We start from the raw sequence: 14,771 nt of genomic DNA, 5'->3' as shown, positions 1-14,771 counted from the left end.
GTTTTCCTCCACAAAGCCTTTGCCCAGCCGCGGCCGAACTGGGGGCCGGTCGGCCGCTGGGTCTGGCACCTCAGGAGCAAAATCTTCCACGACGACATCGGCGATGCCGCCCCCTACCGGCATGAAGTGGCGTTGGGCTGGGCTTTCCATTATTTCGTCGGCATCGTCTACGGCATCATCCTGGTCGTGCTCGCCGGAACGGCCTGGCTCACCCAGCCGACTTTCCTGCCGGCCTTCATCCTGGGGATCGTCACCGTCGGCGCCGGCTGGTTCCTGCTTGCGCCTGGCATGGGCGCCGGCTGGGCCGCCTCGAAGCGGCCAAATCCAATGCAGATCCGCGCCCTCAACCTCGTCGCGCACACGGTGTTCGCGCTGGGCCTCTACGGCACCGCCCTGCTGATCCGCTGAGGGACGGCCCGAAGGGTCACGATCCGCTGGCGGCGCGTGGCTTCATCGAGGCGACAGTATCGATGATTTCCTGGCGCAGCGCGCCCTTCTGCGCCTCGAACTGCTCTCGCGTGATGCCCTGACCGCCGGTGGCGGTGACGCCGAATTCCTCCAGCGCGAATTCGTAGCGCTTCTTCCATCTGATCACGTGCCCGGTCATCGCCTGGGTGTGCGCCGGCACCGAGCCCGGATGCGCCGGCAGGCCGCACAATTGCGCGGTCCGCGCATCCGCAGCCAGCATGACGACATTCCAGTCATCGAAGCCGATCAGATTCATCTGGGCATAGAGGAACGCCCCGTGCTCGCCGTCCCAGATCGTGTCGCCGATGACCAGGAAGGGGGCGGCACGGCAATAGCCATGGCGTGCCGTCATCTCGCTGTTGAAGGTCTCGGTGCGCTGCTGAAGCCGGTACCTGGCAGCTGCAAAAAGGGCGATGTAGTCGTCGGCCGTGCGCATGATGTTGCGCTGATCGTCGGGCGCGAAGCCGAGTTCGCGTAGCATCGAGCCGATTTTCGGATCGTTCCATAGTTCCTTGGAGAAGACGCGCGTCACGCCATCGGAATCGGGCGTCGGACGCATCATCTTCTTGAGCTCGGCAAAGCTGTGCTTTTGCTTGCCGAAAGTCCTGCGCCCGAACATCGCCGCAATACCTCGTGCCAGGTCGATCGCGGCAGTCTATCGCGTCACGCGTAAAATTGAATTTAATCCGAAGCCTCGATTTGTCTCGGTCCAGCCAACTCAATCATCGAGGCGCGGTGAGGCCCTGTCGATCGGCCGCCATCCGTGGATGAGGCTGTGAGCGCCGATATCGTAGGCGAAATAGTTGCCGCCGCCCGCCGGCTGATCCGCCTCGCGGCTGATTGCCCGCCCGGTCAGAGAAAGCAGCAGGAGCGTTCCCACGCCTCCATGGCCGACGAAAGCGGTATCGCCGGGATCGTCGTTGCCGAGCACCGCGTCGACCTCGCTGACGATGCGGCGCTGGGCATCGATGGCCCGCTCCCATCCGCGAATGCTGTCGTTTGGATTGGCGAAGAACTGGTCGGCGACGGCTTCGAACTCCGGCGGCGGCAGGAAACCGGTCGCCGACCGGTCGTTCTCATGCATCCGTTCCCTCACCTCGACGGCGAGGCGCAGACGCGTCGCGAGGATTTCGGCGGTCTCCCTCGCCTTGCGTTCAGCCGACGACACGATACGCCGGATCGACCCGATCCAGGGCTGGTCGAGCATTGCGACCGCCCTTGCCTTTCCGATGTCGGACAGCCCCCATTCCGGCACCGGAACGTTGGCATCGACCTGAACCTGGGGATGCGTGATGTAGTATGCGATCGGCACGATAGAGGTCTTCCTGCCGGCGAGCGGGCCGCTCCCGCAATCAATAGCTCTGCGTCGAGCGCCGTGCCTTTGCGACCGTCGGTCGTGTTGCCTGTGGCGCCGGCTGCGGCGCCGCGGCAGGCCTGATCGGGCCCTTCTTGAATGGCGCCATGCCTTCGCGAGCGAGCTCGTCGGCGCGCTCGTTCTCGACATGGCCGGCATGACCCTTGACCCAGTTCCAGGTCACCTGATGGCGTCTATTTGCAGCATCGAGGGCCTGCCAGAGCTCGCCGTTCTTGACCGGCTTCTTGTCGGCGGTCTTCCAGCCGTTCTTCTTCCAGCCGTGGATCCACTTGGAAATGCCGTCCATGACGTATTTGCTGTCGGTGTGAAGCTCGACCGCGCAGGGCTCCTTCAGCGCTTCAAGCGCGGAGATGGCGGCCAGCAGTTCCATGCGGTTGTTGGTGGTCTCGGCCTCGCCGCCCGACAGTTCCTTGGTCTTGCCGTTGAAGCGAAGGATGGCGCCCCAGCCGCCAGGGCCCGGATTGCCCGAGCAGGCGCCGTCGGTGAAGATTTCAACATGCTTGGTCATAGCAATCCGTATTCGGAAGGAGATCTGATCGCCCGATGGAAGCGCATGCGGCGGATGTATTCGGTCGGGTCGCGCTTCATCACCAGCCCGCCATTGGGAATGGTCAGCCAGTCGTAGAGCCGGGTCAACATGAAGCGCAGCGCCGAGCCGCGCGCCAGCATCGGCAGCGCCGCCTTCTCGTCGCCGGAAAGCTGCCGCACGCTCTGGTAACCGGCGAGCAGCGCCGTGCCCTTGGTCAGATTGAAGGAAAAATCCTTCTCGAAGCACCAGGCGTTGAGGCAGGTGGCAACGTCATAGGCGTAGAGGTCGTCGCAGGCGAAATAGAAATCGATCAGGCCGGACAATTTCTCGCCGAGAAAGAAGACATTGTCCGGGAAAAGGTCGGCATGGATGATGCCTTCCGGCAGGTCCTTCGGCCAGTTGCGCTCGAAATCGGCGAAATCGGCATCGACCTCGGCCGCCAAGCCCGGCTCAACCTCGTCGGCACGGTCGCGAGAAGCGTCCCACAATTTGCGCCAGCCATCGATGGCGAGCGCATTCGGGCGCCGCATGGCAAAATCCCGGCCGGCGAGATGGAGTTCGGCCAGCGCCTTGCCGACCTCGCCGCAATGCGCCGCTGTCGGCCGCCGCAGCGACAGACCTTCGAGGAAGGTAATGATGACGGCGGGCCGGCCGGCGAGTTGGCCGATGACGGTGCCGTCATGCGCGGTGACCGGCAGCGGGCAGGAAATGCCCTTTCTCGCCAGATGGCCCATCAGGCCGAGGAAGAACGGCAGGTCGGCCTTGTCGACGCGCTTCTCGTAGAGCGTCAGGATGTAGGAACCGCTGGTGGCGTGCAGCAGGAAGTTGGAATTCTCGGTGCCTTCGGCGATGCCCTTGTAGGACAGGAGCTCGCCGACCGGATAGGCCTTCAGGAACGCGCCGAGCTCGCCCTCGTTGACATCGGTATAGACGGCCATGGGCTGTTCACGCGGCTCCGTTGACGAAGGCCATGTCGGCCGCCGTCAGTTCGACATCGCGCAGAACCCGCATCACCGGAAAGTCCTCCGTTTCGGTCGCCGTCACCGCCAGTTCGATCGTCACGTCGAAGCGCTGCCGGAAGGCATCGATGATCTCGTCGACGATGATCTCGGGCGCCGAGGCGCCCGCCGATAGGCCGAGCGTCGAGATGTTGGCGATGTCATTCCACGGAATCTCTGCGGCACGCTGCACGAGAAGCGACATCTTGGCGCCGGCGCGTTCGGCGACCTCGACAAGACGCCGCGAGTTGGAGGAGTTGGGGGCGCCGACGATGAGATAGAGATCGGCGCCGGCGGCGGTCTCCTTCACCGCTTCCTGGCGATTGGTGGTGGCGTAGCAGATCGATTCGGCGGCCGGCGCGTGCAGCTCTGGAAAGCGCTGCTCGAGCGCCCGGATGATGCCGGCGGTGTCCTCGACCGAGAGCGTCGTCTGGGTGACGAAGCCGAGGGCTGCGGGGTCGGCCGGCTCGAAGACGGCGGCATCGGCCTCGGTCTCGATCAGCGTGACGGCGCCGTCCGACAATTGGCCCATCGTGCCGATCACCTCCGGGTGGCCGGCGTGACCGATCAGGAGCACGTGGCGGCCAAGGCGCTGGTGACGCATTGCCTGCTTGTGCACCTTGGACACCAGCGGGCAGGTGGCGTCGAGGTAGAAGAGGTTGCGCGCCTGGGCATCGGCCGGCACCGATTTCGGCACGCCATGCGCGGAAAAAACGACCGGGCTCTGGCGATGCTCCGCAGGTATCTCGGACAGTTCCTCGATGAACACCGCGCCCAGGCTCTGCAGCCCCTCGACGACATAGCGGTTGTGCACGATCTCGTGGCGGACATAGACCGGCGCGCCATACTTCTTCAGCGCCAGCACGACGATCTGGATCGCGCGGTCGACGCCGGCGCAGAAGCCGCGCGGCTGGCAGAGCCTGATCGTCAGCGGTGGCTTTGTCTGAAGCATGATTGCGGACCGGTTGATCGGAACTAACTCAAGCGCGAATACCTAGGGCGCGAAATGAGGCGCGCACCCCTGCCCTGTCAAGGGCAGCGTCTCCATCACCCTGCTTTCGCCGGGCGGCGAAGCCTGAACAGCAGGACGCCGGCAAGCGCGGCGGCAAGGCCGTACCAGGTGACGGCGTATTGCAGGTGGCTGTTCGGCAGATCGATGATGGTGACGCCACCGACCGGCAGACCGCCGGGATTCTGCGTCTTGTCGGCATCGATGAAGAACGGCACCAGTCCGGCCCCGGCGGGCAGGCCGGCGCTCGCAGCCATCGCATCGCGGTCCTTCCAGTAGAAGATGTTCTTTTGCACATCATTGTCGGGAAGCATCATCGAGGGCTTGCCCGCCAGCGGATTGCGGGCGAGCCCGGTAATCGTGACCTTGCCGGCGACCTCGCCTTGCGGCCGCTTGGCAGCATCCTTCAGGTCGTAGGGGACGAAGCCGCGGTTGACGAGCACGAAGCGGCCATCGTCGAGCTGCAGGGGCGTGAAGACGTCGAAGCCGGAGGCGCCCTCCCAGGTGGCGAAGAAATGGCGCTCGCCCTGGTGCAGGAAGGTGCCGGTCACCGTCACCGGCGTGTAGTCGACGTCACCTGTCGCTGCGAATTGCTTTTCGAGTTCGGCCAGAGGGCGTGGCGCCGAATGCGTGCGCTGGTCGATGGTCTGGAGCAGGCCTTCCTTCCAGTGCAGGCGCTGGACCTGCCAGGTGCCAAGGCCGATCAGGACGGCGAACAGCGCCATGCCGAGGATGAGCAGCAACGCCCGCTTCGGCCGCGAGCGGCCCGCCGCCACGCCGGATGCCTCGCTCATTGGTCGGTGTCCAGCCTGCCCTCGGCGGCCTTGTTGCGGTATTGCAGCGTCACGAGCACACCCTTGATCAGCCTGAGCGCCGTCAGGCACAGCGCCAGGGCCAGCGGTATCCAAAGCAGCAGGTGCACCCAGAGCGGCGGGCCAAGCGTCACCTCCATCCACAGCGCCAGGCCGACGACAATGAATCCGATGATCAGGATGACAAACACGGCAGGCCCGTCGCCGGCATCGGCGAAGGAATAGTCGAGGCCGCAATTGACGCAGCGCTTGCCAACGCTGAGGAAGCCCGAAAACAACTTGCCCTCGCCGCAGCGCGGGCAGCGGCCGCGCAGGCCGGCCGAGATCGGCTCAATCGGTGGCCAGATGGCCTTGTCCTCGCTCATTGCAGGCATCCTAGATCATTACGAGCAAAAGATAAGGCGGCCACGTCGCCGCAGCCGCCTCGTCACATTCCTCGGACTGCTGTCAGTGCGCTTCGATCATCGCGCCGTTCGAGGCCCAGACGTAGATGGCGCTGAACAGGAACAGCCAGACCACGTCGACGAAGTGCCAGTACCAGGCAGCCGCCTCGAAGCCGAAATGCTGCTTCGGGGTGAAATCGCCCTTCATCGCGCGCACCAGGCAGACCAGCAGGAAGATGGTGCCGATGATGACGTGGAAGCCGTGGAACCCGGTGGCCATGAAGAAGGTGGCGCCGTAGATGGAATCCTTGAAGCCGAACGGCGCGTGCATGTACTCGTAGGCCTGCACCATTGTGAACAGCATGCCGAGGCCGACAGTCAGCACCAGGCCGTTGATCAGGCCCTTGCGGTCGCCATGGATGAGCGAATGGTGCGCCCAGGTCACGGTCGTGCCCGACAAAAGCAGGATGATGGTGTTGTAGAGCGGCAGGTGGAAGGGGTCGAGGACCTCCATGCCCTTCGGCGGCCAGACGCCGCCGGTAAAGGCGGTGCGGGCATATTGCTGCGTCTCGCCCGGGAACAGGCTGGCGTCGAAGAAGGCCCAGAACCAGGCGACGAAGAACATCACCTCAGAAGCGATGAACATGATCATGCCGTAGCGCAGATGCAGCGACACGACGCGGGTGTGATGGCCCTCATGCGCTTCCTTGATAGTGTCGGACCACCAGGCGAACATGGTGTAGATCACGATCAGGAGGCCGATGAAGAACAGCCACGGATTGGCGATGTTGTGGCCGAAGATCGGGAAGCTGCCGGCCTTCAGATACTGCATCAGGCAGACGCCGCCGATGGCGGTCACCAGGGCGCCGACGGAGCCCAGGAACGGCCACGGGCTGGGGTCGACGAGATGGTAGTCGTGCTGTGGTTTTGCGTGTGCGTCTGCCATATCAACCCCCGAGGCTTGCTTCGGTATTCGGAACTTTGTTGGTGCTTTGGGCCGGCGCCGACGATGCGACGGGCTTGTTCTTGTCGACCGGGAACATGGTGTAGGACAGGGTGATGGTCTTCAAGTCCTTCAGTTCCGGCACGTTGACGATGTCGGGATCTACATAGAACACGACCGGCATGTCCAGCGATTCACCGGGCTTCAACGTCGTGTCGGTGAAGCAGAAGCACTCCACCTTGTTGAAGTAGGGACCGGCCAGTTCAGGCTGCACGTTGAAGGTGGCGCGGCCGGTGAAGGGGCGGTCGAACTTGTTGGTGGCGCTGAAATGCGCCTGCACCGTCTCGCCGATCTTGATGGTGACCGAGCGGGCGACCGGCTGGAACTCCCATGGGACGCCGGCGGTGTTGGCGTCGAAGCGGACGGTGATGTCGCGGTCGAGCACGCGGTCGGCATATTGCTGGGTGGCGCGCTTGACCGTGCCGCCATAGCCGGTGGCCTGGCAGAACATGGTGTAGAGCGGCACCGCGGCATAGGCCATGCCGATCATGCCGCCGAAGAAGGCGATGCAGACGCCGGCGACGACGCGGTTGGTGTTCTTCTTGGTGGGATCGGTGACCGTTTCGCGCGCCATGATCGACCTCACATCGTCCCGGAGAGATTGTGGCCGAACTTAACGATGGTGGCGATGTAGAAGATGATGACCAGCACCGCCAGCGCCACGCCGATGGCGACCGAGCGGCTGCGCCGCGCCTTCTGCTGGCGTTCGGTCAGCGTTACGAGCTCGAGGTTCTTGTCGGCCACGATCACATCCCCCCCATGGCGAGCGCGCGCCCGACCACGCAGTCGGCGAGGTAGACGGCGAAGATGGCGAAGAGATAGAGCAGCGAATAACCGAACAGCGCCTTGGCCGGCTTCATCTCCTTGTCGTCGTCGGCCATGCCAAGCACTTTCCAGGCGTACCAGACGAAGCCGGCGCCAAGCACGGCGGCAACGGCGCCATAGGCTGCCGTGGTGAAACCAAGCGCCCAGGGCAGCACGCCAACCGGCGCCAGGATGACCGAATAGGCGAAGATCTGGCGGCGGGTCGAGGCCTGCCCGGCGACGTTCGGCATCATCGGGATGCCGGCGCGCTGATAGTCCTCGGACTTGAACAGCGCGAGCGCCCAGAAATGCGGCGGCGTCCACAGGAAGATGATCAGGAACAGGATCAGGCTTTCCAGGCTGACATTACCGGTCACCGCCGCCCAGCCGATGACGGGCGGGATGGCGCCGGCCGCACCGCCGATGACGATGTTCTGCGGCGTCCAGCGCTTCAGCCACATCGTGTAGATGACGGCGTAGAAGACAATGGTGAAGGCAAGAAGCGACGCCGACAGCCAGTTGACCAGCACGCCCAGCGTCATCACCGACAGCACCGACAGCACCAGGCCGAAGCTCAGCGCCTCGCCGGGCGTGACGCGGCCGGCTGGAACCGGACGGCTCTTGGTCCTGGTCATCACCCGATCGATGTCGGCGTCGTACCACATGTTGAGCGCGCCGGAGGCGCCCGCTCCGATGGCGATCGACAGGATGGCGATCACCGCCAGCAGCGGATTGATGGTGACGGGCGCCGCAACCAGGCCGACAAAGGCGGTGAACACCACCAGCGACATGACGCGCGGCTTCAGGAGGGCGAAGAAATCGCCCGCCGTCGCTTCCGACATGCGAAAGCCCGCTTCGTCAATCAATCTCTCGTCGACAAGGGCCATGCGTACTTAAAGTCCATTATTTCCGTTGGCCAAAACCGCCGGACGAGCCGGCGGTCTCGTATTCAAGCAAGGCTGCCGCCTACTTGATCTTCGGCAGCTGTTCCCACTGGTGGAACGGCGGCGGCGACGGCAGCTGCCATTCCAGCGTGGTCGCACCCTCGCCCCACGGATTGGCGCCGGCCACCCGCTTCTTCTGGAAGGCTTCGAACACGCCGTAGAGGAAGATCACGACGCCGACGGCCGAGATGTAGGAGCCGTAGGACGAGACCATGTTCCAGCCGGCGAAGGCATCCGGATAGTCGATGTAGCGGCGCGGCATGCCCGAAAGGCCGAGGAAGTGCTGCGGGAAGAAGATCAGGTTGACGCCGACGAAGGTGACCCAGAAGTGGGTGTTGGCGATGACGGGCGAGTACATGTAGCCGGTCATCTTCGGGAACCAGTAGTACCAGCCAGCGAAGATGGCGAACACGGCGCCAAGCGACAGCACGTAGTGGAAGTGCGCGACGACGTAGTAGGTGTCATGCAGCGGGCGGTCGAGGCCGGCATTGGCGAGCTGGACGCCGGTGACGCCGCCCAGGGTGAACAGGAAGATGAAGCCGATCGCCCACAGCATCGGGGTCTTGAGCGAGATCGATCCGCCCCACATGGTGGCGACCCAGGAGAAGATCTTCACGCCCGTCGGCACCGCGATGACCATGGTGGCGAAGACGAAGTAGCGCTGCGTGTCGAGCGACAGGCCGGTCGTGTACATGTGGTGCGCCCACACGATGAAGCCGACGGCGCCGATCGCGACCATGGCGTAGGCCATGCCGAGGTAGCCGAACACCGGCTTCTTCGAGAAGGTCGAGACGATGTGGCTGACGATGCCGAAGCCCGGCAGGATCAGGATGTAGACTTCCGGGTGACCGAAGAACCAGAACAGGTGCTGGAACAGGATCGGGTCACCGCCGCCATCCGGCGTGAAGAAGGTGGTGCCGAAATTGCGGTCGGTGAGCAGCATGGTGATGCCGCCGGCCAGGACCGGCAGCGACAACAGCAGCAGGAAGGCGGTGATCAGCACCGACCAGGCAAACAGCGGCATCTTGTGCAGCGTCATGCCCGGCGCGCGCATGTTGAAGATGGTGGTGATGAAGTTGATGGCGCCGAGGATCGACGAAGCGCCGGCGATGTGCAGTGACAGGATCGCCAGGTCCATGGCGGGCCCAGGCTGGCCGGATGTCGACAGCGGCGGATAGATCGTCCAGCCGCCACCGACACCGAAGGCGCCCGGCGCGCTCGGCACGAACATCGAGGTGAGCAGCAGGATCAGGGCCGGCGGCAGCAGCCAGAACGAGATGTTGTTCATGCGCGGGAAGGCCATGTCCGGCGCGCCGATCATGATCGGCACCATCCAGTTGGCGAAGCCGCCGATCAGCGCCGGCATGACCATGAAGAAGATCATGATCAGCGCATGCGCGGTGGTGAAGGCATTGTACATGCTCTTGCCGCCGTCGATGGCGGCGTCACCGCTCATGCCGTAGACCATCTGCGCCAGACCGGTGAAGATCTGGATGCCCGGTTCCTGCAACTCCATGCGCATGACGACCGAGAGCGCGCCGCCGATGATGCCCGCGCAGATCGCGAAGATCAGATAGAGCGTGCCGATGTCCTTGTGGTTGGTCGAATAGACCCAGCGGACCCAGCCATGATAGGGCTTGTGGTCGTGATCGTCGTGAGCTGCAGCCTCTGCCATGTTCCGCTCCGTTCCCTGATCTTTCCTGGCCGCGGCATCAGTTGCCGGCGGCCGCTACCTTGTCTTGAGCATCGACCTCGGCCATCAGCGCCTTGTTGGCGCCGGGCAGGTCGGTCCTGGCTGCGGCCAGCCAGGTGTTGTACTGCGCGTCGGAGACGACGCGGATGGCGATCGGCATGAAGGCGTGGTCCTTGCCGCACAGTTCCGAGCACTGGCCGTAGTAGAGGCCTTCCTTCTCGGCCTTGAACCAGATCTCGTTGATGCGGCCGGGCACGGCGTCGGTCTTGACGCCGAAGGACGGCATGGCGAAGGCGTGGATCACGTCGGTCGCCGTCACCAGGACGCGGGTCATGGTGTTGACCGGCACGACCATCTCATTGTCGACGGCCAGCAGGCGCGGATAAAGCTTGCGGTCTTCCTTGCCGGCGGCAGCGCGGTCGGCGTCCTGGAGGATCGCGGAGTTGAAGGTGAGCGTCTTGTCGACCTGGTACTCATAGTCCCAGTTCCACTGGTTTGCGGTCGCCTTCAGGGTCAGCTTGGCTTCTTCCGGCGGCGTGTATTGCGCGGTCAGCAGCTGGAAGGAGGGGATGGCAAGGCAAAGCAGGATGACGACCGGCCCGACCGTCCAGATCACCTCGATCAGCGTGTTGTGGCTGGTGCGCGAGGGCACCGGATTGACGCTGGCGCGGAACTTCACGATGCAATAGGCGAGCAAAAACAGCACGAACAGCGTGATCGGCACGATGAACCACAGCGTGTAGTGCTCGAACCAGGTGACCTGCCGCATGATGTCGGTGGCGGCGGGCTGGAAGGTCATCTCCCATGGCTGCGGCTGGGCCGCATGGGCGGATGCGCCGGCAAAGACTGCGGCGGCGGCAGCGGCGCTTGCTAGGAATTTTCTCATCGCCCTCATCATCTCCCATTTCCTCGCGGCCGTGCGCGCAAGAATATCGAATAGCGCCGGGACGGGAATCCCGGACAGTCCCAAGGGTGGTTCAAACCATACTCTAATTGCCTCCGCAAGAAAGGAGCGGAGGAAACCGTGCGGCATTTTTGCGCGCAAGTGCAGCCGCGCCTTGAAGAGGGCAAGGCGGCCTCTGCCGATCACCGCCGCGTGATCGGCGACGAACACCCCGGAGCCGTCCGCCGGACGGTCGCAATTCGGGCGAAATTGGCTTGGAAAAGCGCTTGATTGCCCATATCCGGGCGGGCCGGCCCCGGCACCGTCCTTTACTTGGCAGTCGCGCGGCTTCAAAGTGCCGTGATTCGCAATGGAGCCGTCATGAGATCCTGGCTTTCGAGAACCTTGGCGAAGGTCATCTTTCTCGCCGCCGTGCTTGGCGCCGGCCTGTCCGGAACTGGCGCGTCGAATGCTGCCCAGGCCAATGCCGCGCAGCAACCGAGCGGCACGGTGCGCTCGACGCATGGCGCGTGGTCGATCATCTGCGACACGCCGGCCGGCGCGACCTCCGAGCAATGCGTGATGATGCAGAACGTCGTCGCCGAGGACCGTCCGGAGATGGGGCTGTCGGTGGTCGTGCTGCGCACTGCCGACAACAAGGCCGAGATCCTGCGCGTGCTGGCGCCGCTCGGCGTTCTCCTGCCCAACGGGCTTGGCCTCAACGTCGACGGCAAGGACATCGGGCGGGCCTATTTCGTGCGCTGCTTCCAGGACGGCTGCTATGCCGAGGTGATCCTCGAAAAGCCGCTGCTCGATACGCTGAAGACCGGCACCTCGGCCACCTTTATCGTCTTCCAGACGCCGGAAGAAGGCATCGGCATTCCCGTCGACCTCAAGGGTTTCGCCGACGGTTTTGCCGCCCTCCCCTGATCCTGGCCGGCAAGGCTTCGACGACGTCGGGGGCCTGACACCGCCGGTGATCGGCGCTGTTGCCGATTGTCTCGGCGCGCCTTCGCCCCTACATCGGGGGAAACGACCAATCCTGCGGACGGACCTGCCATGAACAGCCTGATCGGCCAATTCGACATTTCCGACGATCGCATCAAGAAGATCGTCGCCGAGACCATCAGCGGCGCCGACGACGGCGAGCTTTTCCTCGAATACAGCGAGAGCGAGGCGCTGATGTTCGACAATGGCCGGCTGAAGACCGCCAACTTCAACACAGACCAGGGTTTCGGACTGCGCGCGGTGGCCGGCGAGGCCAGCGGCTATGCGCATTCGAGCGATCTTTCCGAAGCCTCGCTGCTGCGCGCGGCCGACGCCGTCTCGGCGGTCAAGGGCGGCTATTCCGGCACGCTTGCCGCGCCGCCCGCCCGCACCAACCGCCATCTCTATGGCGAGGAAAACCCGATCCCCTCGCCTTCCTTCGAGACCAAGGCGAAGCTGCTGCAGGAGATCGACGCCTGGCTGCGCGCGGAGGATCCGCGCGTGCGTCAGGTGACGGCTTCGCTGGCGGCTTCCTGGCAGCATGTCGAGATCGTGCGCGCCGACGGCCAGATGGTGCGCGACATCCGCCCGATGGTCAGGATCAACGTGTCGGTCGTGGTCGGCAGCGGCGACCGCCAGGAAAACGGCTCCTACGGCATGGGCGGCCGCAAGAGCTTCGGCGAGTTCCTGGTCGAGGAGAGCTGGAAGCACGCAGCCAAGGAGGCGCTGAGGCAGGCGCTGGTCAATCTCGAGGCCGTGCCGGCGCCGGCCGGCACATTCGACATCGTGCTCTCCAGTGGCTGGCCGGGCGTCATGCTGCACGAGGCCGTCGGCCACGGGCTGGAGGGCGACTTCAACCGCAAGAAGACCTCGGCCTTCGCCGGGCTGATGGGCCAGCAGGTGGCGGCGAAAGGCGTCACCGTCGTCGACGACGGCACGCTACCCGAACGGCGCGGCTCGCTGACCGTCGACGACGAGGGCACGCCCTCGGCGCGCAACGTGCTGATCGAGGACGGCAAGCTGGTCGGCTACATGCAGGATCGCCAGAACGCGAGGCTGATGGGCATGAAGGCGACCGGCAACGGACGGCGCGAAGGCTATGCGCACCAGCCGATGCCGCGCATGACCAACACCTACATGACCGCCGGCGACATGCAGCCGGAAGAGATCATCGCCTCGGTCAAGAACGGCATCTACGCGGTCTCCTTCGGCGGTGGCCAGGTCGACATCACGTCGGGCAAATTCGTCTTCGGCTGCACCGAGGCCTACATGATCGAGGACGGCAAGGTGACGCAGCCGATCAAGGGCGCGATGCTGATCGGCAACGGGCCGGACGCCATGCACCGCGTCACCATGGTCGGCAACGATATGAAGCTCGACAACGGCATCGGCATGTGCGGCAAGGCCGGACAGGGCGTGCCGGTGGGCGTCGGCCAGCCGCACCTGAGGATGAACCAGATGACGGTCGGCGGCACCAGGGTTTGAGCGATTACCGCCTTCGCTTCGGCTTCTCCAGCAGTGCGACGGCCTCGACATGCGGCGACCACAGGAACTGGTCGATCGGAGCGACACTTTTCAGCGCGTAACCGCCATCGATCAGGATGCGCAGATCCCGCGCCAGCGTCACCGGGTTGCAGGACACTGCGGCCACCAGCGGCACGTCCGAGCGGGCGATCTGCTTCGACTGGTCCTCGGCTCCGGCGCGCGGCGGATCGAAGACCAGGCCGTCGAAGGCGTTCAATTCCTTGAACGTCAGCGGCCGCCGGAACAGGTCGCGGCGCTCGCTCGTCACCCGCTTCAGTCCGCTGGCAAAACGGAAGGCGCGGTCGAGCGCTGCAAGGGCCGGCGCGTCGCCTTCGACGGCATGAACCTCCGACTTCGCCGCAAGCCGCAGCGCGAAGCTGCCGCAGCCGGCGAACAGGTCGGCGACCTTTTTTGCGCGCGACAGGTGCTGGCCGACCAGCTCGGCCATGGTCCGCTCGGCGGCTTCGGTCGCCTGCATGAAAGCGCCGGGCGGCACGGCTACGGCGACCGATCCAAACTGCACCACAGGCTTCTTCGGCTCGACGACGATCTCACCATCGACCGATAGTCTGGCCAACCCCTCGGCGGTGACGAAATTCGACGCGATGCGGCGCTGGTTCTCGCCCAGCTTGCCTCCGTCCTGGACCGCGACATCCAGGCCGGATGCGGTCACGGTGACGGTCATGTGGAAGGCTTTCGAAGTGGCGCAGACCAGGTCGGCCAACGCCCGCAGGCGACCCAGCGCGGCAACGATCGCCGGCAGCGAGATCGGGCATTCCTCGATCGGAATGATCTCCGAGGAAAGCGCGCGCACGAAGCCAAGCAGCATGCCGGCCTCGGTGCGCCGGGCGCTGAAGACGACGCGGCGACGGGTCTCGGGCGCGCATGGCACCAGCGCGGCGACATCGCAAGCGATGCCCTTGGCCTTCAATGCCTGCATAACCTTGTCGCGCTTCCACTGGCGGTAGGCTTCAGCCTCGAAATGCTGCAGCGCGCAGCCGCCGCATTCGGTGAAATGCCGGCAGGCCGGATCGATCCTGAGCGGCGATGCCTCCAGCACGGACATCAGGGTGGCGCGGTGCTTTTCGCGGGCGGCGGTGATCGTCTCGCCCGGCAGCGTGAAGGGAATAAAGACCTCGCCGCCGTCGGCCTCGGCGATGCCGTCGCCCTGCGAGCCAAGCCTGGCGATGGTGAAACGCGCGCTCATTTTTCATCCTTGATGGCGGCGAGCAGGAACTCGCGGTTGCCGTCGCCGCCCTCGATCGGCGAAGGATGCCGCCCCAGCACGCGCCAACCGGGAATGCCGCCAAGCCAGTCGCCGAGCAGGCCGGCGAGGCGATCGGCAAGGGTGGCCTGATC

17 protein-coding genes are annotated in these 14,771 nt (G+C 64.7%); 3 read left to right on the top strand and 14 right to left on the bottom strand.

The genetic code is table 11. The features are described 5' to 3' along the window. The coding region (locus EN780_RS13125) for a DUF2938 domain-containing protein (RefSeq protein ID WP_133372612.1) at positions 1 to 408 on the top strand (408 nt) is incomplete at its 5' end. 16 nt (positions 409 to 424) lie between these two features. Here EN780_RS13125 and EN780_RS13120 read toward each other — a convergent pair. From EN780_RS13120 to coxB, 13 genes are all read right to left on the bottom strand, one after another. Next, entirely contained in the window at positions 425 to 1,087 is a 663-nt protein-coding gene (locus EN780_RS13120; RefSeq protein ID WP_128274178.1) for a hypothetical protein, read from the bottom strand. A 99-nt stretch (positions 1,088 to 1,186) separates the two neighbouring features. Then, entirely contained in the window at positions 1,187 to 1,780 is a 594-nt protein-coding gene (locus EN780_RS13115) for a histidine phosphatase family protein (protein WP_128274176.1), read from the bottom strand. Positions 1,781 to 1,820: 40 nt separating this feature from the next. Beyond that, positions 1,821 to 2,351, bottom strand: coding sequence for a ribonuclease HI (gene rnhA / locus EN780_RS13110; RefSeq protein WP_128274174.1), 531 nt, complete (start codon positions 2,349 to 2,351; stop codon positions 1,821 to 1,823). Beyond that, positions 2,348 to 3,310: a homoserine kinase gene (locus tag EN780_RS13105; RefSeq protein WP_127282502.1), complete on the bottom strand. Its 963-nt coding sequence runs from the start codon at positions 3,308 to 3,310 to the stop codon at positions 2,348 to 2,350. Before EN780_RS13105 ends, rnhA begins: the two co-directional genes overlap by 4 nt. Positions 3,311 to 3,317: 7 nt before the next feature. Then, entirely contained in the window at positions 3,318 to 4,322 is a 1,005-nt protein-coding gene (ispH, locus tag EN780_RS13100) for a 4-hydroxy-3-methylbut-2-enyl diphosphate reductase (RefSeq protein ID WP_128274172.1), read from the bottom strand. 95 nt (positions 4,323 to 4,417) lie between these two features. Further along, on the bottom strand, positions 4,418 to 5,173 hold the full coding sequence (locus tag EN780_RS13095; RefSeq protein ID WP_189556535.1) for an SURF1 family protein: 756 nt from the start codon (positions 5,171 to 5,173) through the stop codon (positions 4,418 to 4,420). After that, positions 5,170 to 5,556 carry a DUF983 domain-containing protein gene (locus EN780_RS13090; protein ID WP_128274170.1) on the bottom strand — a complete coding sequence of 129 codons (387 nt, stop codon included), beginning with the start codon at positions 5,554 to 5,556 and terminating at the stop codon, positions 5,170 to 5,172. The genes EN780_RS13095 and EN780_RS13090 overlap by 4 nt, the downstream gene beginning before the upstream one ends. An 82-nt stretch (positions 5,557 to 5,638) precedes the next feature. After that, positions 5,639 to 6,520 carry a cytochrome c oxidase subunit 3 gene (locus EN780_RS13085; protein ID WP_127282505.1) on the bottom strand — a complete coding sequence of 294 codons (882 nt, stop codon included), beginning with the start codon at positions 6,518 to 6,520 and terminating at the stop codon, positions 5,639 to 5,641. Between the two features lies 1 nt (position 6,521). After that, positions 6,522 to 7,151, bottom strand: a complete 630-nt coding sequence (locus tag EN780_RS13080) for a cytochrome c oxidase assembly protein (protein ID WP_127392059.1) — start codon at positions 7,149 to 7,151, stop codon at positions 6,522 to 6,524. Positions 7,152 to 7,159: 8 nt separating this feature from the next. Further along, the gene (locus EN780_RS13075) at positions 7,160 to 7,321 is read right to left on the bottom strand and encodes a hypothetical protein (RefSeq protein ID WP_127282507.1); all 162 of its coding nucleotides are present in this window, start codon (positions 7,319 to 7,321) and stop codon (positions 7,160 to 7,162) included. A gap of 2 nt (positions 7,322 to 7,323) precedes the next feature. Continuing rightward, on the bottom strand, positions 7,324 to 8,268 hold the full coding sequence (locus tag EN780_RS13070) for a heme o synthase (RefSeq protein ID WP_127392058.1): 945 nt from the start codon (positions 8,266 to 8,268) through the stop codon (positions 7,324 to 7,326). Positions 8,269 to 8,347: 79 nt separating this feature from the next. Next, complete coding sequence (gene ctaD / locus EN780_RS13065) at positions 8,348 to 10,000, bottom strand: cytochrome c oxidase subunit I (protein ID WP_127282509.1); 1,653 nt, start codon at positions 9,998 to 10,000, stop codon at positions 8,348 to 8,350. Between the two features lie 37 nt (positions 10,001 to 10,037). Further along, on the bottom strand, positions 10,038 to 10,904 hold the full coding sequence (coxB, locus tag EN780_RS13060) for a cytochrome c oxidase subunit II (protein ID WP_187331211.1): 867 nt from the start codon (positions 10,902 to 10,904) through the stop codon (positions 10,038 to 10,040). A 378-nt stretch (positions 10,905 to 11,282) separates the two neighbouring features. Between coxB and EN780_RS13055 the strand changes: the two genes are divergently transcribed. Then, entirely contained in the window at positions 11,283 to 11,831 is a 549-nt protein-coding gene (locus EN780_RS13055; RefSeq protein WP_128274168.1) for an invasion associated locus B family protein, read from the top strand. Positions 11,832 to 11,960: 129 nt separating this feature from the next. Then, on the top strand, positions 11,961 to 13,373 hold the full coding sequence (tldD, locus tag EN780_RS13050) for a metalloprotease TldD (protein WP_127392057.1): 1,413 nt from the start codon (positions 11,961 to 11,963) through the stop codon (positions 13,371 to 13,373). Between the two features lie 4 nt (positions 13,374 to 13,377). On the opposite strand, the gene EN780_RS13045 is transcribed toward tldD, so the two are convergent. Continuing rightward, positions 13,378 to 14,619: a class I SAM-dependent RNA methyltransferase gene (locus EN780_RS13045; protein WP_128274166.1), complete on the bottom strand. Its 1,242-nt coding sequence runs from the start codon at positions 14,617 to 14,619 to the stop codon at positions 13,378 to 13,380. Positions 14,620 to 14,771 lie beyond the last annotated feature (152 nt).

Source organism: Mesorhizobium sp. M4B.F.Ca.ET.089.01.1.1 (assembly GCF_004022605.1).
Taxonomy (GTDB): Bacteria; Pseudomonadota; Alphaproteobacteria; order Rhizobiales; family Rhizobiaceae; genus Mesorhizobium; species Mesorhizobium abyssinicae.
Note: the sequence above shows the minus strand (reverse complement) of the source record. Positions and strands in the feature narration are given on the sequence as shown.

Coding starts and splice junctions, on each gene's coding strand:
- EN780_RS13120 (WP_128274178.1), bottom strand. CDS start 1,087: ATGTTCGGGCGCAGGACTTTCGGCAAGCAAAAGCACAGCTTTGCCGAG.
- rnhA (WP_128274174.1), bottom strand. CDS start 2,351: ATGACCAAGCATGTTGAAATCTTCACCGACGGCGCCTGCTCGGGCAAT.
- EN780_RS13105 (WP_127282502.1), bottom strand. CDS start 3,310: ATGGCCGTCTATACCGATGTCAACGAGGGCGAGCTCGGCGCGTTCCTG.
- ispH (WP_128274172.1), bottom strand. CDS start 4,322: ATGCTTCAGACAAAGCCACCGCTGACGATCAGGCTCTGCCAGCCGCGC.
- EN780_RS13095 (WP_189556535.1), bottom strand. CDS start 5,173: ATGAGCGAGGCATCCGGCGTGGCGGCGGGCCGCTCGCGGCCGAAGCGG.
- EN780_RS13090 (WP_128274170.1), bottom strand. CDS start 5,556: ATGAGCGAGGACAAGGCCATCTGGCCACCGATTGAGCCGATCTCGGCC.
- EN780_RS13085 (WP_127282505.1), bottom strand. CDS start 6,520: ATGGCAGACGCACACGCAAAACCACAGCACGACTACCATCTCGTCGAC.
- EN780_RS13080 (WP_127392059.1), bottom strand. CDS start 7,151: ATGGCGCGCGAAACGGTCACCGATCCCACCAAGAAGAACACCAACCGC.
- EN780_RS13070 (WP_127392058.1), bottom strand. CDS start 8,268: ATGGCCCTTGTCGACGAGAGATTGATTGACGAAGCGGGCTTTCGCATG.
- ctaD (WP_127282509.1), bottom strand. CDS start 10,000: ATGGCAGAGGCTGCAGCTCACGACGATCACGACCACAAGCCCTATCAT.
- coxB (WP_187331211.1), bottom strand. CDS start 10,904: ATGAGAAAATTCCTAGCAAGCGCCGCTGCCGCCGCCGCAGTCTTTGCC.
- EN780_RS13055 (WP_128274168.1), top strand. CDS start 11,283: ATGAGATCCTGGCTTTCGAGAACCTTGGCGAAGGTCATCTTTCTCGCC.
- tldD (WP_127392057.1), top strand. CDS start 11,961: ATGAACAGCCTGATCGGCCAATTCGACATTTCCGACGATCGCATCAAG.
- EN780_RS13045 (WP_128274166.1), bottom strand. CDS start 14,619: ATGAGCGCGCGTTTCACCATCGCCAGGCTTGGCTCGCAGGGCGACGGC.